Origin of the sequence: Cellulomonas triticagri (genome assembly GCF_003696205.1) — a bacterium.
GTDB lineage: Bacteria > Actinomycetota > Actinomycetes > Actinomycetales > Cellulomonadaceae > Cellulomonas > Cellulomonas triticagri.
Genome location: NZ_RFFI01000031.1, coordinates 1 through 20,205 on the forward strand (window position 1 = coordinate 1; position 20,205 = coordinate 20,205).

Annotated in this window: 21 protein-coding genes and 1 tRNA gene; 14 read left to right on the forward strand and 8 right to left on the reverse strand. The window is 74.5% G+C overall.

Annotated features, from left to right (window positions below; all coding sequences use genetic code 11):
* The 4 genes from EBM89_RS07450 to EBM89_RS07465 form a co-directional block, all read left to right on the forward strand.
* The coding region (locus EBM89_RS07450; RefSeq protein WP_199732024.1) for a hypothetical protein at window positions 1-407 on the forward strand (407 nt) is incomplete at its 5' end.
* A gap of 65 nt (window positions 408-472) precedes the next feature.
* Window positions 473-868 (forward strand): ribosome silencing factor, encoded by a 396-nt coding sequence (rsfS, locus tag EBM89_RS07455; RefSeq protein ID WP_122148820.1) that lies wholly within the window; start codon window positions 473-475, stop codon window positions 866-868.
* Entirely contained in the window at window positions 865-1,560 is a 696-nt protein-coding gene (locus EBM89_RS07460) for a histidine phosphatase family protein (RefSeq protein ID WP_122148821.1), read from the forward strand. Before rsfS ends, EBM89_RS07460 begins: the two co-directional genes overlap by 4 nt.
* A gap of 86 nt (window positions 1,561-1,646) precedes the next feature.
* Window positions 1,647-1,719 (forward strand) — tRNA-Ala (locus tag EBM89_RS07465).
* A gap of 255 nt (window positions 1,720-1,974) precedes the next feature.
* Here EBM89_RS07465 and EBM89_RS07470 read toward each other — a convergent pair.
* Complete coding sequence (locus EBM89_RS07470; protein WP_122148822.1) at window positions 1,975-2,247, reverse strand: helix-turn-helix transcriptional regulator; 273 nt, start codon at window positions 2,245-2,247, stop codon at window positions 1,975-1,977.
* Between the two features lie 66 nt (window positions 2,248-2,313).
* On the opposite strand from EBM89_RS07470, the gene map reads away from it, so the two are divergent.
* From map to EBM89_RS07520, 10 genes are all read left to right on the forward strand, one after another.
* The gene (map, locus tag EBM89_RS07475; protein WP_122148823.1) at window positions 2,314-3,084 is read left to right on the forward strand and encodes a type I methionyl aminopeptidase; all 771 of its coding nucleotides are present in this window, start codon (window positions 2,314-2,316) and stop codon (window positions 3,082-3,084) included.
* Window positions 3,085-3,169: 85 nt separating this feature from the next.
* The gene (locus tag EBM89_RS07480) at window positions 3,170-4,381 is read left to right on the forward strand and encodes an ROK family transcriptional regulator (protein ID WP_122148824.1); all 1,212 of its coding nucleotides are present in this window, start codon (window positions 3,170-3,172) and stop codon (window positions 4,379-4,381) included.
* Window positions 4,382-4,531: 150 nt separating this feature from the next.
* A complete protein-coding gene (locus EBM89_RS07485) occupies window positions 4,532-5,806 on the forward strand; it encodes an ABC transporter substrate-binding protein (protein ID WP_158609563.1) in 1,275 nt (424 codons plus the stop codon).
* 34 nt (window positions 5,807-5,840) lie between these two features.
* Window positions 5,841-7,148, forward strand: coding sequence for an alpha-L-fucosidase (locus EBM89_RS07490; RefSeq protein WP_122148826.1), 1,308 nt, complete (start codon window positions 5,841-5,843; stop codon window positions 7,146-7,148).
* Window positions 7,145-8,101: a carbohydrate ABC transporter permease gene (locus EBM89_RS07495; RefSeq protein ID WP_122148827.1), complete on the forward strand. Its 957-nt coding sequence runs from the start codon at window positions 7,145-7,147 to the stop codon at window positions 8,099-8,101. The genes EBM89_RS07490 and EBM89_RS07495 overlap by 4 nt, the downstream gene beginning before the upstream one ends.
* Window positions 8,091-8,966 carry a carbohydrate ABC transporter permease gene (locus tag EBM89_RS07500; protein WP_122148828.1) on the forward strand — a complete coding sequence of 292 codons (876 nt, stop codon included), beginning with the start codon at window positions 8,091-8,093 and terminating at the stop codon, window positions 8,964-8,966. The genes EBM89_RS07495 and EBM89_RS07500 overlap by 11 nt, the downstream gene beginning before the upstream one ends.
* A 38-nt stretch (window positions 8,967-9,004) precedes the next feature.
* Window positions 9,005-10,495, forward strand: coding sequence for a M81 family metallopeptidase (locus tag EBM89_RS07505; RefSeq protein WP_122148829.1), 1,491 nt, complete (start codon window positions 9,005-9,007; stop codon window positions 10,493-10,495).
* Window positions 10,492-11,382 carry an ROK family protein gene (locus EBM89_RS07510; protein ID WP_122148830.1) on the forward strand — a complete coding sequence of 297 codons (891 nt, stop codon included), beginning with the start codon at window positions 10,492-10,494 and terminating at the stop codon, window positions 11,380-11,382. The genes EBM89_RS07505 and EBM89_RS07510 overlap by 4 nt, the downstream gene beginning before the upstream one ends.
* A 56-nt stretch (window positions 11,383-11,438) precedes the next feature.
* Window positions 11,439-12,458: a helix-turn-helix domain-containing protein gene (locus tag EBM89_RS07515; RefSeq protein ID WP_147463481.1), complete on the forward strand. Its 1,020-nt coding sequence runs from the start codon at window positions 11,439-11,441 to the stop codon at window positions 12,456-12,458.
* Between the two features lie 25 nt (window positions 12,459-12,483).
* Complete coding sequence (locus tag EBM89_RS07520) at window positions 12,484-13,200, forward strand: prevent-host-death protein (protein WP_122148832.1); 717 nt, start codon at window positions 12,484-12,486, stop codon at window positions 13,198-13,200.
* Window positions 13,201-13,264: 64 nt separating this feature from the next.
* Here EBM89_RS07520 and EBM89_RS07525 read toward each other — a convergent pair whose 3' ends face one another.
* The 7 genes from EBM89_RS07525 to EBM89_RS07560 all read right to left on the reverse strand — a co-directional run bounded on the left by EBM89_RS07525 (window position 13,265) and on the right by EBM89_RS07560 (window position 20,062).
* Complete coding sequence (locus tag EBM89_RS07525) at window positions 13,265-15,010, reverse strand: DUF2075 domain-containing protein (RefSeq protein ID WP_122148833.1); 1,746 nt, start codon at window positions 15,008-15,010, stop codon at window positions 13,265-13,267.
* 207 nt (window positions 15,011-15,217) lie between these two features.
* Window positions 15,218-16,174, reverse strand: a complete 957-nt coding sequence (locus tag EBM89_RS07535) for a ribokinase (RefSeq protein ID WP_122148835.1) — start codon at window positions 16,172-16,174, stop codon at window positions 15,218-15,220.
* Window positions 16,171-17,217, reverse strand: a complete 1,047-nt coding sequence (locus EBM89_RS07540) for a phosphotransferase family protein (RefSeq protein WP_122148836.1) — start codon at window positions 17,215-17,217, stop codon at window positions 16,171-16,173. Before EBM89_RS07540 ends, EBM89_RS07535 begins: the two co-directional genes overlap by 4 nt.
* 53 nt (window positions 17,218-17,270) lie before the next feature.
* Window positions 17,271-17,750, reverse strand: coding sequence for a flavodoxin family protein (locus EBM89_RS07545; protein ID WP_122148837.1), 480 nt, complete (start codon window positions 17,748-17,750; stop codon window positions 17,271-17,273).
* Between the two features lie 121 nt (window positions 17,751-17,871).
* Window positions 17,872-18,420 carry a DUF6036 family nucleotidyltransferase gene (locus EBM89_RS07550; RefSeq protein ID WP_122148838.1) on the reverse strand — a complete coding sequence of 183 codons (549 nt, stop codon included), beginning with the start codon at window positions 18,418-18,420 and terminating at the stop codon, window positions 17,872-17,874.
* Entirely contained in the window at window positions 18,417-18,926 is a 510-nt protein-coding gene (locus EBM89_RS07555) for an excisionase family DNA-binding protein (protein ID WP_233571609.1), read from the reverse strand. The genes EBM89_RS07550 and EBM89_RS07555 overlap by 4 nt, the downstream gene beginning before the upstream one ends.
* 68 nt (window positions 18,927-18,994) lie before the next feature.
* Window positions 18,995-20,062: a LacI family DNA-binding transcriptional regulator gene (locus EBM89_RS07560; protein ID WP_122148839.1), complete on the reverse strand. Its 1,068-nt coding sequence runs from the start codon at window positions 20,060-20,062 to the stop codon at window positions 18,995-18,997.
* Window positions 20,063-20,205 lie beyond the last annotated feature (143 nt).

The window sequence follows — 20,205 nt, forward strand, 5'->3', positions numbered from 1 at the left end:
GGCCCGCCGCCCCCGCCCCCGCGCCCGCCGCCCCCGCGCCCGCCGCGCCCGGGGCCTCGGCCGCCGACGCACCGGACGCGGACGAGGAGGTCCCGGTCCCGCAGTGGCAGTCGCTGCTCAAGGCCATGGCCCCGGCGCCCCTGCCGGAGTCCGAGGCGGAGCAGACCGACCCCACGGGCCGCCTGCTCGCGGGCGTCGACGCCGACGAGGAGATCGACGCGCTGGAGCAGCCGGAGCGGCTGCGTCGTCCGCTGCCGTTCACCTGGTTGCAGTGGATCGTCCTGGCGGTCGTGGCGTTCGTCCTCGGCTTCCTCATCATCTTCGTCGCCAACACGGCGACGGGCGCCGCGGGGCCGGACGTGCCCGCGGTCGCGTCCGCGGCGCTGTCCGCCGTACCCGCACCCTGACCCCGGTGCCCGGGCTGCCGCGTGCGGCCGGGGCCCGTCCCACCCCAGAGACCCCGAGGAGACCCGTGTCGGCTACCGACCGCGCCGTCGAGCTCACCGTGGCGGCCGCCCGTGCCGCCGCCGACCTCAAGGCCCAGGAGATCATCGCCCTCGACGTGAGCGAGCAGCTCGTCCTCACGGACGCGTTCCTCATCGTGTCGGGCACCAACGAGCGCCAGGTCGGCGCGATCGTGGACGCCGTCGAGGAGGCGCTGCACAAGCTCGGCTCGAAGCCGCTGCGCCGCGAGGGCAAGTCCGAGGGCCGCTGGGTGCTCGTCGACTTCGGCGACGTCGTCGTCCACGTGCAGCACGACGAGGACCGGCAGTACTACGCCCTTGAGCGCCTGTGGAAGGACTGCCCGGTCATCGAGCTCCCGGCCGACGTGCACGGCGCCGTCGAGGACGCCGGGGCGGGGGAGTGACCGCCGGGCGCGTCGTCCTGTGGCGGCACGGTCGCACCGCGCACAACGCGGCGGCGCGCCTGCAGGGCCAGTCGGACATCCCGCTCGACGAGGTCGGCGTGTGGCAGGCGGAGACCGCCGCGGCGGCGCTGGCCAGCCGGTACCGGCCGACCGTCGTGGTGTCGTCCGACCTGGGGCGCGCGCGGGCGACCGCGCAGGCGCTCGGTGACCGCACCGGCCTGCCGGTGACGACGGACGTCCGGGTGCGGGAGCGGTCGTTCGGCGACTGGGAGGGGCTGACGTCGGCGGAGATCGCCGAGCGGTGGCCCGAGCAGCACGCCGCCTGGGTCGCGGGTCACGAGCCGGAGCGCGTGGGCGCCGAGACGCGTGCGCAGGTGCTCGACCGCATGGTCGCGGGCGTCACGGACCTCGCCGCCGCGCTCGGGTCCGAGGACACGCTGGTCGTCACGTCGCACGGCGCGGCGATCACGCTCGGGATCACCGGTCTGCTCGGCCTGCCGGCCGAGTGGAAGGGCGTCTCGGGAATGTCGAACGCCCACTGGGCGGAGCTCCGTCCGGGGCGCCCGGGCTCGGGTCTGGCCTGGCGCCTGGAGGCGTTGAACGTCGGTCCGGTGCACGCGTCGTCGGACTGGAACGCGGGCCCGGACCGCCCCGACGAGGGCATGGACGACGAGGTGCGGGACCCGGCCTGACCAGCCGATTCGCTTCCACGGCGAGGTTTGGGTAGAGTTCACGACGCCCGCTCAGCGGGAAGTGATCCGGTCCTGGACCTGGTCGCGGGGCTGTGGCGCAGCTGGTAGCGCACCTGCATGGCATGCAGGGGGTCAGGGGTTCGAGTCCCCTCAGCTCCACATCGGAAGCGGCCGAGAGCACATGCTCTCGGCCGCTTCGTCGTTCACCGGGGCACACGTCGCGGGGAGCCTGCGCCCGGCTCGTCGCCGCGCGGGACGCGATCCGCGTGGCGGCGAGCGGAGCGGGCTCCGAGCGGGGCGGACTCGGTCGGGTGCGGGCCGCTGCTCGTCCGCGACCTGGCGAGGCCGCGGGTGCGCCCGTTCCCGGCAGGGGCGAGGAGGGTCTGCCTCGACATGACCCCCGGTAGGGGGCCCTCAGGAGGCGAGGCGTTCGCCCGACCCGGCCGGCCTGCTGACCTCGGCCCACACGGCGTCCAGCGACAGCCCGAGGACGTCCGCGATGGCGGCGATGGTGGGGAACGCGGGCGTGGCGACGCGGCCGGACTCGATCTTGCGCAGCGTCTCGGGGGAGACGCCCGCGTCGAGGGCGGTGGTGAGCATCGAGCGGTCGCCGCGGGCGCGGCGGAGCAGGGCGCCGAGGCGCTGCCCGCGCTCGACCTCGTCGGGGGTGAGGGGCAGCCGGACCATGCGTCCGATACTAATACCGGGATACTATGGCCGGGATAGTTATTGGCACGACGAGCGAGGCCCCTGATGATCGAGATCCTGAACCCCACCGAGCTGCGGCGCGCGGAGGACTGCGGCGCCCTGGTCGGCACGATCCTGCACACCCTGAAGGGCCGCGCCGCCGCCGGGACGAACCTCCTGGAGATCGACGGGTGGGCCAAGGCGATGATCCTCGACGCGGGCGCCGAGTCCTGCTACGTCGACTACGCGCCGTCGTTCGGTCGCGGGCCGTTCGGGCACTACATCTGCACCTCGGTCAACGACGCCGTGCTGCACGGGCGCCCGCGCGACCAGGTGCTCGCCGACGGCGACCTGCTGACCCTGGACCTCGCGATCTCGCTCGGCGGGGTCGTGACGGACTCCGCGATCAGCTTCGTCGTGGGCGGCGCGGGGACCGCCGAGGACCGCGCGATGATCGAGTCCACCGAGCGCGCGCTGGCCGCCGGGATCGAGCAGGCGCGTCCCGGCGCGCGGATCGGGGACATCTCGCACGCCGTGGGCACCGTGCTCACGGGGGACGGGTACCGGGTGAACACCGAGTTCGGCGGCCACGGCGTCGGCTCGACCATGCACCAGGACCCGCACATCGCGAACTCCGGCCGGCCGGGTCGCGGGTACACGCTCCGTCCCGGGCTGCTGCTGGCGATCGAGCCGTGGGTGATGGCCGACACCGACGAGCTCGTGACGGACGCCGACGGCTGGACCCTGCGCAGCGCGACCGGTGCCCGGACGGCCCACAGCGAGCACACGGTGGCGATCACCCCGGACGGGCCGAAGATCCTCACGCTCCCGGCCTGACCCGTCGGACCTGCGGTCGATCGCGGAGCAAGCGGGCTACGCTTCCTGCGATTCTGTGCCACCGAGCCGGACGCGAGGTCCCTGCATGAGCGAGCCCCTCGGCCTCGAGCCGCTCCCGCTGCCGCCGCTGCCCACGCCCGGCGCGCTGTTCCACCTGGTCCGGTCCGGCCTGGCCGCCTCCCGCGCCGACCTCGCCCGGCTCACCGGGCTGTCCGCGTCGACCGTCGCGGGCCGGGTCGAGGACCTGGTCGCGGCCGGGCTGCTGGAGGAGAGCGGGCAGGGCGAGTCCCGGGGCGGGCGCCGTCCCCGGCGGCTGCGGGTGCGCAGCGGCGACCGGGTGCTCGTCGGCGTCGACCTGGGGGAGCGGCACGCGTCGTACGCCGTGCTCGACCGGCAGGGCGCCGTGGTGGCCGACGGGCTCGACGCCGTCTCGCTCGCGGACGGGCCGGAGGCCGTGGTCCGCGCCGTGGTGGCGCGCAGCCGCGAGCTCGTGGCGGGGGTCGGGGACGGCTCGCTCGTCCTCGGCGGGATCGCGATGGGCCTGCCCGGGCCGGTGGACTCCCGCACCGGGCGGCTGGTCTCGCCGTCGCGGATGCCCGGCTGGAACGGCGTGGCCGTCCGGGGGCTGCTGGAGGAGCGCAGCGGCCTGCCCGCGCGGGTCGAGAACGACGCCAACGCCATGGCCCTGGGGGAGTTCGCGCACCGGGGCGGTCAGGTCCGCGAGCTCGTCTACGTGAAGGCGGGCACCGGGATCGGCTGCGGCGTCGTGCTGGACGGCCGGTTGTACCGGGGGTTCCGCGGGGTCGCGGGGGACATCAGCCACACCGCCGTCGCGGGGGCGCCGCCCGTGCCGTGCTCGTGCGGGCGCGCGGGCTGCCTGGACGTCGTCGCCAGCGGGTCTGCCGTGCTGGACGCCCTGCGGGCGGACGGCGTGCACGTCGCCGACATGCCCGGGCTGCTCGCCATCGCCTCGGACGCGCACCCCCGGGCCACCCGGCTGCTGCGGGAGGCGGGCACCCGCACCGGCGAGGTGCTGGCCGCGATCGTCAACGTGCTGAACCCGCAGGCGCTCGTGCTCGGCGGCGCGCTGTCGCGGTCGGAGGCGTTCGTCGCGGGCGTGCGGCAGGCGATCTACGCGCAGTGCCTGCCGATGGCGACCGACCTGCTGGACCTGTCGGTGAGCGAGGCGGGCTGGCTGGCCGGGGCGACCGGCGTCGGGCGCTCGCTGCTGGACGACCTGCTGCATCCCGCGCTGGTCGACGCGGCGCTGCGGGACGGCGTCCCGGTCTCGATCTGAGCAGCAACTTGCGTCGTGATCGAAGTAAGATGCCCGAGATGAGCCGCTGTGCGTAACAAGGCGGTTAACTTCCTCTGATTCCTCTCCCATCGTGCCCCCGGGCGCTGCCAGCATGTGCGGCACCACCCGGAGATGAGGAAGGGACACGTCATGAGGATCAGTCGGGCAGTGGGCGCCACGATCGTCGGGGCGTTCGCGCTGAGCGCGGCGGCCTGCGGCAGCAGCGACAGCGGCAGCGGGTCGGGCTCGGGCTCGGACGGTGCCGTCACCATCACCTGGAGCATGTGGGCCGGTGACACCGCCGCGGAGGAGAAGCTCCGCGAGCAGATGGCCGCCGCGCAGGAGGTCGTCGGCGACGACATCGTCATCGAGCTCGCCACCGCCCCCTGGGCGGACTACTTCACGAAGCTCAACGCGACGCTCTCCACCGGCGACGCCGCCTGCGTCACCGCGATGAACGGGCAGCGCATGGCCGGGTACCACCAGGCGTTCCTGCCCCTCGGCCCCGACGAGCTCGCCACCGCGGGCATCGCCGAGGACGACTACAACGCCGGGGCGCTCGGCGTCATGGGCTACGACGGCACGCTCTACGGCCTGCCGTACGACACCGCCACGATGGTCCTGTACTACAACGCGGACCTGTTCGAGCAGGCGGGCGTGGCGCTGCCGACCAACGAGTGGACGCTCGACGAGTTCCGCTCCGCCGCCGAGACCATCACCGAGAAGACCGGGGTCAAGGGCTTCGCGGTCTCCCTCGACGAGTTCCAGTGGCTGTCCCTGCCGATGGCGTACAGCGGGTTGCAGCCCGTGAACGAGGACATGGAGCTCGACCTCACCGACCCCGACTTCGTCGAGGCCGCCACCTGGTACGCGGACCTGGTCACCGAGGCCGGGGCCTCCGACGCGCCGCCGTCGGCCTCCGAGGTCTCCTGGGACGCCAACCAGTTCACGTCCGGCTCCGCCGCCATGGCGATCGACGGCACCTGGAACGCCACGACCTACACCAGCGGCAACGAGGCCTTCACCGGCGGCGTCGTCCGCATCCCCGCCGGGGACTCCGGTCCCTACGGCGTCGCGCTCGGCTCCGGCTACGGCGTGGCCGCGACCTGCGAGCACCCCGAGGAGGCGCTGCAGGTGCTCGGTGCGCTCTCCGGGCCCGAGGTGCAGGCCGTCGTCGCCGAGCAGGGCGGCTACCCGGCGCAGCTGGACAGCCAGCACCTGTACGCCGAGGCGCTGCCCGCCGAGTACGCCGACGGCATCACGGAGGCGTTCGACGCCGCGTTCGAGGGCGCCGACAGCCAGCGCGTCGTCGACGCCTGGACCCAGGTGAGCGAGGCGTTCCCCACCGAGATCATCACGGTCTACACCGGGCAGTCGACCATGGCCGACATGCTCGACAAGCTCCAGCAGCGCTTCGGCGACTGAGCCGGACGAGCCGCACGAACGAGGGAGCAGCGCCGTGACCGCACCCGCCGCCGGACGACCCGACCTCGCGTGGTTCACCCACGCCCGGCTGGGCCTGTTCCTCCACTTCGGGCTCTACTCCGTGGCCGCCCGCCACGAGTGGGTCATGAACTACGAGCGGACCGACCCGCAGGAGTACCGCGCGCGGTACGCCCCGGTGTTCGACCCCGACCTGTTCGACGGCCCCGCGCTCGCGCGGACCGCGAAGGCGGCGGGTGCCCGGTACGTGGTCCTGACGGCCAAGCACCACGAGGGGTTCTGCCTCTGGGACTCGGCGCTCACCGACCACACCAGCGTCGCCGTCGCCGGGCGGGACCTGGTGCGCGAGCTGGTCGACGCGCTGCGGGCCGAGGGGCTGGGGGTCGGGATCTACTACTCCCTGCTCGACTGGGACCACCCCGACTACACGATCGACCGGCACCACCCGCTGCGCGGCGCACCCGACGCCGCGCAGCGGGACGCCGGCAAGGACATGGCCCGGTACCGCGCGTACCTGCACGGCCAGGTCCGCGAGCTGCTCACCGGGTACGGGCCCGTCGACTACCTGTTCTTCGACTTCACCGAGCCGGCGGTCGACCCGGACAGCGGCCTGCCCGGCAAGGGCCCCGACGACTGGGACGCCGCCGCGCTGCTCGCGATGGTCCGCGAGATCTCGCCCGGCACGGTCGTCAACGACCGGCTCGGCATCCCCGCCGACCTCGTCACCCCCGAGCAGTACCAGCCCGACCGGCCGCTCGAGCACGACGGGGTCCCGCAGGCGTGGGAGGCGTGCCAGACCATCAACGGGTCCTGGGGCTACCACCGGGACAACCACGACGCGAAGAGCCCGGACCTGCTGGTGCGGATGCTGGTCGAGTCCGTGGCCCTCGGCGGCAACATGCTGCTCAACGTCGGACCCACCGGCCGGGGCGAGATCGCCCCGCGCGACCGGGCCCTGCTCGCCGAGGTCGGGCAGTGGGTGGACCGGCACGAGCGGTCGGTGCGCGGGGCCGGCGCGGCGCCGTTCACGCCGCCCGCCGACGCCCGGTACACGCTGCGCGGCGACCGGCTCTACCTGCACCTGTTCGCGTGGCCGTTCGGGCAGGTGCACCTGCCCGGCCTCGCCGGCCGCGTGCGGTTCGCACGGCTGCTGCACGACGGGTCCGAGGTGGCGACCACCGTCATCGAGCCCGGCACCGCCGCGCTGACCATGCAGCCCGCCGGGCAGCCCGCGGGCACCCTCACGCTGCGGCTGCCCACCACCCGGCCCGACGTGCTCGTCCCCGTCGTCGAGCTGCTGCTGGACGAGGAGGTCGGACGATGACGCTGCTCGCCCCCCGCCGGGGGACCGCCACGGAGCCGGGCGGAGCCGCACCCGCCGCACCCCGGCGGCGCGGTGCGCTCGCCCGGGCCGAGCGCCACCAGGCCCTCGGGTTCGTCACCCCGGCGCTCGCGGGGCTCACCGTGTTCACCATCGCGCCCGTCGTGCTCTCCGTCGTGATGAGCCTGCACGACTGGCCCATCTTCGGGGAGCGGACCTTCACCGGCCTCGCCAACTACGGGCGGCTGCTCACCGAGGACCCCGACTTCTGGCCGGCGCTGCGCAACTCCGTCGTGTTCACGGTGCTGTACGTCCCGGTGAACATCGTCATCGCGCTCGCCCTGGCCCTCGGCATCGGTCCGCGCATCCGCGGGCGCGGCGCGTTCCGGGTGCTGTTCTTCATCCCGGTCGTCACGCCCGTCGTCGCGAACGTCCTGGTCTGGAAGATGCTGCTCCAGCCGCAGGGTCTGGTGAACGGGCTGTCGACCTCGCTGTTCGGCATCGAGATGCCGCGGTTCCTGTCCGACCAGAACTGGGCGATGATCTCCGTCGTCGTGATGTCCGTCTGGGCGGGCATGGGCTACAACATGCTCATCCTGTCCGCCGCGCTGGAGCAGGTCCCCGCCTCCGTGACCGAGGCCGCGCGCATCGACGGCGCGCACGGGCTGCGGATGCTGGTCAGCATCACGCTGCCGATGATCTCGCCCTCGGTGTTCTTCGCCGCGGTCATGACCGTCATCTCGTCGCTGCAGGTGTTCGCGCAGCCCCAGCTGCTCACCGGCGGCGGCCCCGGCAACGCGACCCTGCCGCTGGTCATGTTCATCTACCAGACCGGCTTCACGTTCCAGGACCTCGGGCTCGCCGCCGCGGGAGCCTGGATCCTGTTCGTCCTCATCATCGGCGTCACGGCCGTGCAGTTCCGCGCGCAGAAGAGGTGGGTCCACTATGAGCACTGACGTCGCGCCGCCGCGTGCCGGCCGCACCGGGGCGGGTCGGGGGTGGGACTGGCGGCTCGCCCTCGGGCACGTCGGCCTCGTCGTCGCCGCCCTCGTCTTCGTCGCCCCGCTCGTCTACGCGTTCTTCTCCGCGCTCAAGCCGGACAACGAGATCCTCAAGATGCCGCCGACCCTCATCGGCTCGCAGATCCGGTGGAGCAACTTCGCCGACGTCTTCGCGTACGGGCCGTTCGTCACCTACATCAGCAACTCGTTCTTCGTCGCCGTGGCCGGGACCCTCGTCGTCCTCGCCGTCTCCGCCACCGCCGGGTACGCCTTCGGGCGGCTGCGCTGGCCCGGCCGGGACGCCGTGTTCGTGCTGTTCCTCGGGACGCTGATGGTGCCGCAGGAGGTCCTCGTCATCCCGATGTTCGTGGTCATGCAGTGGTTCGGCTGGGTCAACACCTACGAGTCGCTGATCTTCCCGTGGGCGTTCACCGCGTTCGGCACGTTCCTCATGCGGCAGTTCTTCCGCGGCATCCCGTTCGAGCTCGAGGAGGCCGCCCGCGTCGACGGCGCCGGACCCGTGCGGACCTTCGCGCGGATCATCCTGCCGCTCGCCGGGTCGGCGCTCGCGGTGCTCGCCGTGTTCACGTTCATGAACTACTGGAACAGCTACCTGTGGCCGCTCATCACCATCAGCGACTACACCGAGCTCGGCACCCTGCCCATCGGCCTGTCCACGTTCTCCACCCAGAACGGCACCCGGTGGGACCTGCAGATGGCCGCGTCGATCATCTCGATGATCCCCACGACCGTCCTCGTGATCGCCCTGCAGAAGCACCTCGTGCGCGGCATCTCGACGTCCGGGCTGGGCGGCCGGTGACCGCCGCGCCCCCGCCCGCACCCCGACCCGGAGCGACCATGAGCCCCACCCCGCCCGTCCGCCGTCCCCGCATCGCGATCGCCGGCATCGCGATCGAGTCCAGCACCTTCTCCCCGCACCGCGCCGGGCTGCGGGACTTCCACGTCGTCACCGGCGACGACCTGCTCGCCCGGTACGACGCGCTCGCCCCCGGCGGCGCCCTCGCCGACCGGGCCGACTGGCTGCCCGTGGTCTACGCGCGGTCCATCCCCGGCGGCCCGGTGCTGCCCGAGGTGTACGCCGACCTGCGGCAGCGGATCCTCGACGGCCTCGCCGCGCTCGTCGCCGACGGCCCGCTGGACGGCGTCTTCCTCGACATCCACGGCGCCATGAGCGTCGTCGGGGCGGACGACGCCGAGGGCGACCTCGTCACCGCCGTGCGGGAGGTCGTCGGCGACACGCCCGTGCTGTCCGCCGCCATGGACCTGCACGGCAACGTGTCGCGCACCCTCATCACCCGCACCGACCTGCTCACCTGCTTCCGGATGGCCCCGCACGAGGACGCCTGGGACACCCGCGAGCGGGCGATGCGGAACCTCGTCACCGTGCTCGCCCGCGGCGAGCGTCCCCTGCAGGCGTGGGTGCGCGTCCCGATCCTCCTGCCGGGGGAGAAGACCAGCACCCGCGTCGAGCCCGCCCGCGGCCTGTACGGCCGGCTGCCCGAGGTCGAGGCCCGGCCCGGGGTCCTCGACGCCGCGATCTGGGTCGGGTACGCCTGGGCCGACGAGCCGCGCTGCCACGCCACGGTCGTGGTCAGCGGCTGGGACCGGGACGAGATCACCGCCCAGGCGCGGTCGTTGGCCGAGCACCTGTGGGACGTGCGCGACGACTTCACCTTCGTCGGACCGCCCGGCACCCTCGACGAGGCCGTGGACGCCGCGCTCGCCGCCACCGAGCGTCCGTACCTGATCTCCGACTCCGGGGACAACCCCGGGGCGGGCGGCACCGGCGACGTCACCTGGACGCTCGCCCGGCTGCTCGACCGGCCCGAGCTCACCGGCCCCGACGCCCCGACGACGCTGTGCGCGTCGGTCTTCGACGCCGAGGCGCTGACCGTCCTCGCCGCGCACCAGGTCGGCGACACCGTCACCGTCACCGCCGGCGCCCGTGTCGACTCCGGACCGCACGGGCCCGTCACCCTCACCGGGCGCCTGGTGCACCTGTCCGAGGGGGACCCCGACGCGGGACGGGTCGCCGTCGTCGCCGTCGGCGGGCTGCACGTCGTCCTCACCCAGCACCGGCAGGCGTACCACACGGTCACCGCCTTCGAGCGGGCCGGGCTCGACCCCCGCACCGCCGACATCGTCGTCACCAAGATCGGCTACCTCGAGCCCGAGCTCTACGCCATCGCCCGCGGCTGGACGCTCGCCCTCACCCCCGGCGGCGTCGACCAGGACCTCGCCCGGCTCGGGCACCACCGCATCGACCGACCCATGTACCCCTTCGACACCTTCGACACCGCACCCGACCTCACCCCGGTCGTCCTGTGACGGTCCTGCTCGGCGTCGACCTCGGCGGGTCCAGCACCAAGGTCGTGCTCCAGCACGGCAGCACCGTCCGCGACCAGCGCGTCCTGCCCGGCCGGCTCTCCGCCGACGGGCTCCCCGGACTCGCCGCCGCGCTGCGGGACGCGGCCGGCGGGGACGAGATCGCCGGGGTCGGCGTCACCGTCCCCGGCATCCTCGACGAGACCACCGGCGTCGTCCGGCGCAGCGTCAACCTGCCCTGGCTCGACGGCCGCGACGTCGCCGCCGAGGTGTCCGCCCTCGTCGGCGCCCCCGCCGTCGCGATGCACGACGGCCGCGCCGCCGCGCTCGCCGAAGCGGTCCTCGGGGCAGGGCGGGGAACGCGCGACGTCTACGTCCTCACCCTCGGCACCGGCGTCGCCGGTGCGCACGTCGTGGACGGCAGCGCCCGCCCCGGAGCCCACGGCGCCGCGGGCGAGATCGGCCACGTCAGCCTCGACCCCGAGGGCCTGCCCTGCGGGTGCGGGCAGCGCGGGTGCCTCGAGACCGTCGTCGGCGCGCCCTCCCTGCTGCGGCGCTGGCAGCAGCGGACCGGGCGCACCGGCGGTGCCGTGAGCGCGATCTCCGACGCCGCCGACGCCGGCGATCCCGACGCCCGGGCCGTGCTGGACGAGGCCGGGGCCGCGCTCGCGACCGCGTTGCTCGGGCTCGTCGCCGTGCTCGACCCCGGCCTGGTCGTGCTCGGCGGCGGGGTGGGCGAGTCCGGGGTGCTGCGCGCCCGCGTCGAGGCCGGGCTGCGGGCGCGGGCGACGTTCCACGTCGTGCCGCCGGTCGTGCCAGCCGGGCTCGGGCGATGGGCCGGGGCGCGGGGGGCGGCGCTCGCGGCGGGGCGGGTGGCCGTGGCGGGGTGAGGGTGTTCGGTGTTCGGTCTTGACCGAACACCGAACAGTGGGCCACGCTGATGACCATGAACGCAGCCCGGGCCGAGGACGTCGCCGCGGAGGCCCTCCGCGGCCTCGGTATGCCCGTCGACCAGCGCGTCGACGGCGCCGACGCGGGCTACGACCTGCTGCTCGGGCCCGGCGCCACGCCCGTCGAGGTCGCCTTCCGCGCGCTCGTCGACGAGCAGATCGCGAGCCGCCTCGTGGAGCGGCGCAGGTGGCCCGGTGCGACGCTGCTCGTCGTCGCCGACCGGGTCACCAGCGACGCACGGCGGCTGCTCCTGGACCGCCGGGCCGGCTACTACGACCTGCGGGGGCACGTCGCCCTCCGCGCCGAGGCGGTCTTCGTCGACGCCGACGTGGAGCCGCTGACCGGGCGGATCGCGCGCAAGGACCCGGTGGCCGGGCGCGCCGGGCTCGAGATCGCCACCGCGCTGCTCCTGGCGCCGGAGGGCGGCACCGCGGTCCGGGCGCTCGCGAGGACGCTGGACAGGTCCCCGGGGACGGTGTCCGAGGTGCTCGCGGCGCTGACCCGGGACGGACTCGTCGACGAGCGGCGCCGCGTGATCGGTACCGGGCTGTTCTGGCGCGTCGCCGAGCGGTGGTCGACGCCACCCACCCACCTCGCGACGGAGCCGCCCCCCGGCGACGCCTCGCGCGTGACGGGTCCGTTGCGGCTGGGCCTCGGCGACGTGGAGCACGAGGTGGGCTGGGCGCTCGCCGGATCCGTCGCCGCGCTCGCCTACGGAGCGCCGGTCGCGATCCGCGCGGACCAGCCGAAGGAGCTCTACGTCCCGGACGAGCTGGTCGTGCGACGGGCCGAGCGGCTCCTCGGGGTGGCCCAGCCGGGAGACGCCGCCTGCACCGTCCGGGTCGCACCCGTGCCGGCGGTCTGCGCCCAGCGCGTGGACCTGCCGGGCGCCGAGCCCGTCTGGCCGCTGGCGCACCCGCTGTTCGTGGCGCTGGACCTGGCACAGGACGCGGGGCGCGGCCGGGAGATCCTCGACGCGTGGCACCCTCCGGGGCGCTGGTCCCGTGCCTGGTGATGTCGTCACCCTCCGGGGTGACGCGATGGCCGCGGTCGTGCAGGCGGTGGTCGAGGTCCGGCGCGTGCTGGGCGTGCCGCCGGTCGTCGTCGGGGGCCTCGCGGTGCTCTGCCGGCTGACCGACCCGTACCGGGCGACCACGGACCTCGACCTCGTGGACCGGCGTCGCGGACCGGTGCCCCACCTCCGGGTGCTGCGGGCGGTCGACGGTGCCGAGGAGGCCGTGCCTGCTGCTGTGCTGCTTCCGACCCGCTTCGGGCCGGTCCGGGTGGATGTCCTCGAGGTCCGTCAGACCGAGATCGACCGGCCGAGCAGCGATCCCGGCGACCGGCTGCACGCGACCGCGCACGCCTGGGCCGACGCCAGCGCGACCTCCGTCGGGCTGCGGGCCGTCCCCAGGACCGGCGACGAGGTCCGCACCACCGCGCTCGTGGCGGAGCCCGGCCCGCTCGTCGCGATGAAGCTGCAGGCGGTGATGGACCGGTCGTCCGCGAAACGGGGCACCGACCTGCAGGACGTGGTCCGGCTGCTGCTCGACGGGTCGACCCGGGACCGCGCGCTCGACCAGATCGGCACCTGCGAGGCGACGACCGCGGCAGACATCGCGCTGCACGTCGAGCACTGGCTCGTGCGCGAGCGTGCCGACGCGCTGCGGTGGATCCGGGCGTCCGCGGGGTCGGACATCGAGATGGACGACGTCGACCTCGTCGCCGAGCTGCTGCTCGCGGCCTGCGCGCGGTGAGGTGTCCCGACCGCTCGTCCCGCGGCGACGGCCGCCAGGTCCGGACGACGACGGGGTGGGGGCGTCAGCCGCGAGGCAGCGTCGCGGCGAGCAGACGGCGCAGCTCGGGATCGCACGCGTAGACGAAGGTGCCGCGCATCCCCCGCGTCATGAGCACCCCGTAGACGTTGCAGACCAGCTCGAGGATCTCGTCGTCGCTGTACGTGATCCCGCGGAGGCGGTTGTTCTGCTTGCCCCGTCGGTCGGCGTAGTGCGCACGGTCGAGCACCAGGCGCCGTCTGCTCGGGTCGTACCGCAGCTCCGGGCCGATGATCACGCCGGTGTAGTTGAGGTCGTACCCCTGGACGGTGTGGATCGACCCCACCTCGTGGGCGGCGCCGGGCGAGGCGATCCAGTCCTTGTCGGTGCTGTTCCAGCGCAGCTCGACGCCGTCGATCTCGAAGTCGACCGCGGTCTTGTCCCGGCGCGAGCGCCATCTCCACGCGAAGCCCGCGACGAGGCGTGCGAGCCCGTGCTCGCGCTCGGCGGCGTCGAGCGCGGTGCGCATCGCGGCCATGTCCTCGAAGTGGCGGAGGTCGTAGCCGGGGAAGGCGCGCCTGGCGAGCTCGGGCCGGTGGACCGGCGCCAGCAGGTCGCGGATGTACGCGACGTAGTCGGCACCCGCCGCCACGCGCAGCTGTGAGCTCAGCCGGTAGTACCGGCCGTCGGCGTCGGCGTCCGACACGAGGCGGTCCAGGACCCGGGTCGGGAGGTCGGCGGGCCGGACGCGCTGGCCCGAGTCGACGAGGAAGACGCGGTGCCGGCTCTTGGCCACGATCCAGTCGAGCTGGGTGCGCGCGAGGTCGTCCGCGCCGAACAGCTCGCGGTTGATGCTCGCGAACTTCGCGTTGAGGACACCCGTCGCCTGGCTGGCCCGGTGGTTCAGGCGGTGCGTCTCGTCGACCAGCAGCAGGTCGAACGTGCCCGCTGCCGCGCCCACCTCGAACGGCGTGAGCACCTCGACCCGTTCCAGGCCGGGCGTCCTCGCGAACACCCGGCTGATGGACGCCCGCAGCGACAGCTGGGGCACGACCATCCCGATCCGCGCCCCACGCAGCACGTCGCGGTTGTCGGCCGTGAAGTGCTCGGCGAACACCGAGTCCGGGACGACGTCCGCGTCGAGGTCGGCCAACGCGATGTCGCTCAACATCTTCAGCAGGTAGATCGCGACGATCGTCTTGCCCGTCCCGGGGTCGCCCTGCACCACCGTGGTGCTCGGGGCGCCGGAGGCGAGGTCCCCGAAGAGGGCGTCGAGGATCGACTCGATCACGATCGCCTGGTCGTCGGTCAGCGCCTTGAACGGGGACAGCTTGAACAGGTCGCTGTTCTCGATCTCGGGCACGGTGTGCTCGAACAGGCCGAGGGTGCGCAGCTCCTCGACGATCGCCGCGAACGACGCCCGGTACCGGGCCCGCTCGTAGTAGTCGGCGTCCGTGACGCCCTCGTTCCTGTTCAGGACGCGGTACTTGCCGTCTCCCGCGAACAGGCGGATCAGGTACGACTCGAGGTCCAGGCATGCGGACTTGTTGAACGTGTCGTCCACGACGACCCGCGCCGTCCCGAGGCCGTCCTTGGCGCCGTCGTCCCGGTGCTGGCGCATCCGCGCGACGACGTTCAGGGACTCACCGACGTACACCTCGTCGGTGCCGTTGAGCGTGTACACGACCGGCCAGTCGGAGAAGCGACGGTCGAGCGGTGCCCCCACGTCGTCCCGGAAGGGGAACGGGTGGACGCGGGCGGCCGGCGCTGCGGTCCCGCGCTCACCAGGCATGCCGTCACCCTAGGGGCACGACCGTCGCCCGACGGGGTCGGAGGTCCTGGTCGTGCGCGCCGTCCCGCACAGTCGTCAGAACCCCACCCCGCACCGCAGCGCGACGTTCGCCCACGGGGGTCCCGCAATCGACGACGAGCACGAGGTGCCCGTGCCCGAGCCGGGCGAGCCTGGCGGCGAGCGCCGGATCGAGGACACCGCTGCGCCTCACGGGTGCTCCTCCGCGTCCGGGGGCAGGGGGTCGTCGAGGCCGGGGTAGGAGGGTTGCGCTCCGTCTCGCCCCACGGCGAACGTCCCGACCCGCACGGCGACGTGCGCGGCAGCGACGAGATCGTCGCCCGCGGCGAGCCCGGCGGCGAGCGCGCCGACGAACGCGTCTCCTGCCCCGGTGGTGTCGACGACGCGGACGCGCGGTGCGGTGATCCGCACCGGCGCGTGGCCGGCCCTCGCGACGAGCGCGCCCCGGGCGCCGAGCGTCAGCACCACGGACGGCACCCCGTGCGCGAGCAGCCGGGACGCGACGCGGTCCTCGTCCGCGGGGCTGCGCAGGGTGGTCGGCGCGCCGCCGTCCAGCGAGGTGAGCACGAGCGCGGCCTCGTGCTCGTTCACGACCAGCGGGTCCGCGGCGCGCAGCACGGCGGGGTCCACGGGGACGACCGGTGCGAGGTTGACGAGCAGCCGACCGCGGGTGAGCGCGGCGGCACGCTCGGTCCCGGAGCGGGGGATCTCGCCCTGCACGACGACCACCGCCGCTCCGGCCACCCGCTCGTCGTACGCCGTGACGGCGGTCGCGTCGAGCCGGGCGTTCGCCCCCGGGACGACGACGATCGTGTTCTCGCCGTCGGCTGCGACGGTGACGACGGCGATCCCCGTCGGACCGTCGTGCACAACCACGGCCCCCAGGTCGACCCCGGCTGCTCGCAGCCCGACGAGGGCGGGTTCGGCGAACGCGTCGGAGCCGACCGCGCCCACCATCGCCGTCGGGGCGCCGCGCCGTGCGGCGGCGACCGCCTGGTTGGCGCCCTTGCCGCCCGGCAGCACGACCATGCTGGTCCCGAGCAGCGTCTCGCCGGGCGCGGGGTGGCGCTCGACGCGCGCGACGAGGTCGGCGTTCACGGACCCCACGACGACGACGCCGGTGAGCGGGGCGGGCTGCTCGGTCACAGGTGCTCCTCCACTGTGGTGGCGGCCACCGTCTCGACCGCGACGGGGACCTCGGCGTCCACGGTGCCACCGTCGAGCACCGCGGAGGCGCCGAGCGCCTCCAGCGCCCGCCCCAGCGCGGCCCGCGCGCCCTCCTCGTACTCCGCGACCCAGTCGCCCTCGTACCCGCGCAGCGTCACCTCCGTGGTCATGACCAGCGCGAGCCACACCCGGCCCAGCAGCAGGCGGGTGCGCGCACCGGGCGACGTCGTGTCGAACCCGGCCGTCACCACGTCCGGAAGCCCCGCGTCCGCCGGGTCGGCGCCGACCAGCTCCAGCAGGGGATCGCCCCACAGCGCCCGTTCCGGGTCGATCACCCCGGTCAGCGCCCCGGTGCCCGGGTCCACGAACAGGTTCCCCGGCCACAGGTCGGTGTGCACCAGCCGGGGCACGGTGACCTCGTCCAGCGCGGCGCCGTGCGCGGCGAGGGCGGCGCGGACCCGGTCGGCGGGGACGTCGGCGCCGCACCGCTCCGCGTCGGCGAGCACCGCCGTCACGATCGCGGTGAACGCGCCGCGCCACGTCGGGGCCTGCAGCGCGGGCTGCTGCGGGTAGCCGAACACCGCTCCGGTGACGGTGCCGAACCGGGGGAGCAGGGCGCCGAGGTCCGCCCGCGCCCGGGCCGTGCGCGGGGCGCCGTCCTCCAGACCCGCTACGGTCCACGGCACGCCGTCGAGGAACGCCGCCACGACGACGTCCCCCGGCGCGACCGCGCGCGTGAGGTCGGTGTGCAGCAGCCGCGGCATCAGCAGCTCCGGGCGCGTGGCGCCCAGGCCGTAGACCATCGCCTCCGTCCGCACCGGGTCGTGCTCCGAGGTGAACAGCGTGCCGCTCGCGGGCGGCGCGGTCTTCACCACCACCCGCCGACCGTCCGCCAGCGTCACCCGGTACGTGGTCGCGAACGACCCGCCCTCGAGCCGGGCGGCGTCGACCAGCACCCCCAGGGGAGCGACGAGACGGGTCAGCGTGTCGAGCGACAGGGTCCGGTGCGCGGCGTCGGGCATGGCGGCAGCGTAGGAGCGGGCGGGACGCGGCAGGGCACGAACCGGGGGTCGCCTCAGGTCCCGGCGACCAGCGCCCGACCCCAGGCCGCCGCGCGCGCCTCCTCACCAGGGACCAGAGGTCCCTCCCGGCCGGACACCAGGAAGTCCTCGCCCCTCGTCGCGCGCGCACCGCGGTGCACGAGACGCTTCGCGGCGGCCTTGCCCGCCGACCCGGAGAACATGCCCGCGACCTTGGTGGAGAACGTGTGCACCGGGGCGTCCACGGCCGCGCGCTCGATCCACTCCCGGACCCCCGACGACGCGGCCGTGCCGCCGTGCTGCGCGGCCTGCGTGCGGGACGCGGCGGTCGGCATCCCCGCGTTGTGGGTGGGTGCGCCCACCAGGACCAGGTCCGCGACCGGGGACGCCGGGGCGGCGTCGGCCGCGACGACCTCGACGGCGGCACCCGCGTCGCGCAGACCCTCCGCGAGGGCGGCGGCCACCCGGCCGGTGTTGCCGAAGCAGGACTCGACGACGATCACGACGTGCGGCACGGGGCGCTCCTCGGGTGGGGTGCGCCGGATCGCCCCCGGCGTGGTGGACCACGGCGCGACCCAGCGTAGGGGTGGGCGGCGCCGGTTGTCCGGCCCTCTCGGCGGTCGACAGCGAGCGTTGTCAGTCGGTCGACGACACCGCGCGGACCCACGAGGTGACGCGACGGCGGTGCGGGGCGCTGACGTCGGGGGTGTCCGCGAGGCGTTCGAGGACGAGGGCCGGATCGAGCAGGCGGGCTCGGATGAGCGCGGCGACGAACTCGAGGTCCTTCTCCCGGAACGCCGCGAGCTTGGCGACGGCGAGGTCGTGCCGTTCCAGGCAGTGCGCCCGGCCCGGGGCGGACAAGTGCGAGCGCCAGACGACGACGCGGTCACGCCACCCGGCGGGCAGTGCCACGAGGCCGTCGATCTCGACGCCCTGCGCGTCGTAGCCGTACATCTGGTGGAACCCGGAGCCCTCGCAGATCGCGCCGTCGACCAGATCGGCCTTCTCCGCCGCGCCGGCCCCGAAGAACGCGACGTCGGCCTCGATGGAGCCGACCGCGGCCTCGGGGAGGTCGTCCTCGTCGTACGTACCGAGGATCGACTGCGAGCCGACGAGCAGGATGTCGGGGTCGTCGGCGACGGTGGAAGCCGCCCTGAGCAGGTGCGCGAGCTCGGGCCGCCTCACCGGGCCTCCCGCAGGACGGCCGCCCGCTCGTCCTCCGTGAGGACGCCGGCGAACGGCGAGTTCTGCCGGAGCTCGCGGGAGCGCTGGCTCGGGGACGTCAGGGCGTCGAGCAGGTCGTCCACGGGGCCGTCGAGGAGGTCCTGCCACTGCGCCAGCCAGACGGCCGGACGCCCGCGTGCGTGCCGGGCCCGCAACGCGGTGAGGTTCTGCTGCGCCTGGCGACGTACGCCGTCCGGGTCCTGCGCGATCTTCCCGGCGACGGCGTAGGCGAGCCGGAGCGCGCGCCGCTGGTCGGCGGAGACCCGGCTCGTGGAGAAGCGCACGCGCTCGAGGTCGCGGCGGCGGACGCGTCGGTGCGTACCGACGGTCTCGTACGGCAGGTCGCCCCGCGCGGTCAGGTCGACGACGTGCTGGCGAGACACACCGAGCAGACGAGCGGCCTCGCCGGTGGTGAGGAGGTCCTCGCCGTCCCGCCGGAGGGCGTCGTCGATCGTCGCGGTGCGCACGAGATCAGTCGGGCACAACCCCAATAAACACAACAGAGCGGGTTGAGTTGCGTTTGTTGGGTCTGGACTCATCCTGCGGCGGGCGGCGCCGTGCTGCCGCGGACGACCAGCTCCGGCGTCGCGACCTGCACCTGCCGGGGCGGCCCGCCCTCCGCGACGACGCGCAGCAGCTCGGTCGCGGTCGCCGCCCCGAGGTCGTCGGTGTCGCGGGACAGCGCCGTCACGGAGGGGTGGGTCATCGCGGTGAGGGTGGAGTCGTCGAACGACAGCACCGACAGGTCGCCGGGCACGGCGACCCCCATCTCGGCGGCGACGGCGAGCCCGGCGACCGCCATGACGTCGGAGTCGAAGACGATCGCGGTGGGACGGGGTCGGGTCATCAGGAGGCGGCGGGTGGCGGCGGCGCCCTGGGCGTCGGTGAAGTCGGTCGGCAGCGACCGGACCTCCACCCCGAGGTCGGCGCTGCGCTCGGCGACGGCGTCGAGGCGGCGGCGGGTGTGCTGGAACTCGGCGACGCCGCTGACGTGCCCGATGCGGGTGTGGCCGAGCGCGGCGAGGTACTCCAGGACGTGCGCCATGGCGGCGTGGTCGTCGACCCAGACCGACGAGACGGGGGCGTCCGCTCCGTGCCCGCCGAGCATGACGGCGGGGATGCCCAGGTCGGCGACGACGGCGGGGCGGGGGTCGTCGACGACGAGGTCGAGCAGCACGAGGCCGTCGACGCGGTGCTCGGCCGCCCAGCGGCGGTAGGTGGCGACCTCGGCGGCGGTGTCCTCGACGATGAGCAGCTGCAGGGCGATGCCCTCGGGGGACAGCCGGGACTGCAGACCGGACAGGATGTGCGCGAAGAACGGCTCCACGCCGAGGGTGCGCGCCGGTCGGGCGATGACGAGGCCGATGGCGTCGTTGGCGGCGCCCTTGAGCGCCCGAGCGGCACGCAGCGGGCGCCAGTTGAGCTCGGCTGCGGCGTCGAGGATCCGCTGACGCGTGGCCTCGCCGATGCCGGGGCGGTTGTTGAACGCGAGCGACACCGCGGACACGGAGACCCCGGCGATCCGGGCGACGTCGGCGCTGGTCACGCGCGTGGGGGCAGGCTCGCGCCCGCCGGTCGGGTCGTCGTCGGTCCGCTCGGTCATGCCTGCTCCTCGGCGTCGCCGGTCCGCGGACGGACGGGCATCCCTGCATCGTGTGAGTGACGCGTCGCGGGCAGCGTACCGCCCGCTCGTGAGCGGTGTCCTCGGTTCCGCGCTCGTCCCCACCGTAGGGCACGACCCCTTGA

Bases quoted from the DNA above. Each gene is read 5' to 3' on its own strand.
- EBM89_RS07470 (WP_122148822.1), bottom strand. From the start codon at position 2,247: ATGGTCCGGCTGCCCCTCACCCCCGACGAGGTCGAGCGCGGGCAGCGC.
- map (WP_122148823.1), top strand. From the start codon at position 2,314: ATGATCGAGATCCTGAACCCCACCGAGCTGCGGCGCGCGGAGGACTGC.
- EBM89_RS07480 (WP_122148824.1), top strand. From the start codon at position 3,170: ATGAGCGAGCCCCTCGGCCTCGAGCCGCTCCCGCTGCCGCCGCTGCCC.
- EBM89_RS07485 (WP_158609563.1), top strand. From the start codon at position 4,532: ATGAGGATCAGTCGGGCAGTGGGCGCCACGATCGTCGGGGCGTTCGCG.
- EBM89_RS07495 (WP_122148827.1), top strand. From the start codon at position 7,145: ATGACGCTGCTCGCCCCCCGCCGGGGGACCGCCACGGAGCCGGGCGGA.
- EBM89_RS07500 (WP_122148828.1), top strand. From the start codon at position 8,091: ATGAGCACTGACGTCGCGCCGCCGCGTGCCGGCCGCACCGGGGCGGGT.
- EBM89_RS07505 (WP_122148829.1), top strand. From the start codon at position 9,005: ATGAGCCCCACCCCGCCCGTCCGCCGTCCCCGCATCGCGATCGCCGGC.
- EBM89_RS07515 (WP_147463481.1), top strand. From the start codon at position 11,439: ATGAACGCAGCCCGGGCCGAGGACGTCGCCGCGGAGGCCCTCCGCGGC.
- EBM89_RS07520 (WP_122148832.1), top strand. From the start codon at position 12,484: ATGGCCGCGGTCGTGCAGGCGGTGGTCGAGGTCCGGCGCGTGCTGGGC.
- EBM89_RS07525 (WP_122148833.1), bottom strand. From the start codon at position 15,010: ATGCCTGGTGAGCGCGGGACCGCAGCGCCGGCCGCCCGCGTCCACCCG.
- EBM89_RS07540 (WP_122148836.1), bottom strand. From the start codon at position 17,217: ATGCCCGACGCCGCGCACCGGACCCTGTCGCTCGACACGCTGACCCGT.
- EBM89_RS07560 (WP_122148839.1), bottom strand. From the start codon at position 20,062: ATGACCGAGCGGACCGACGACGACCCGACCGGCGGGCGCGAGCCTGCC.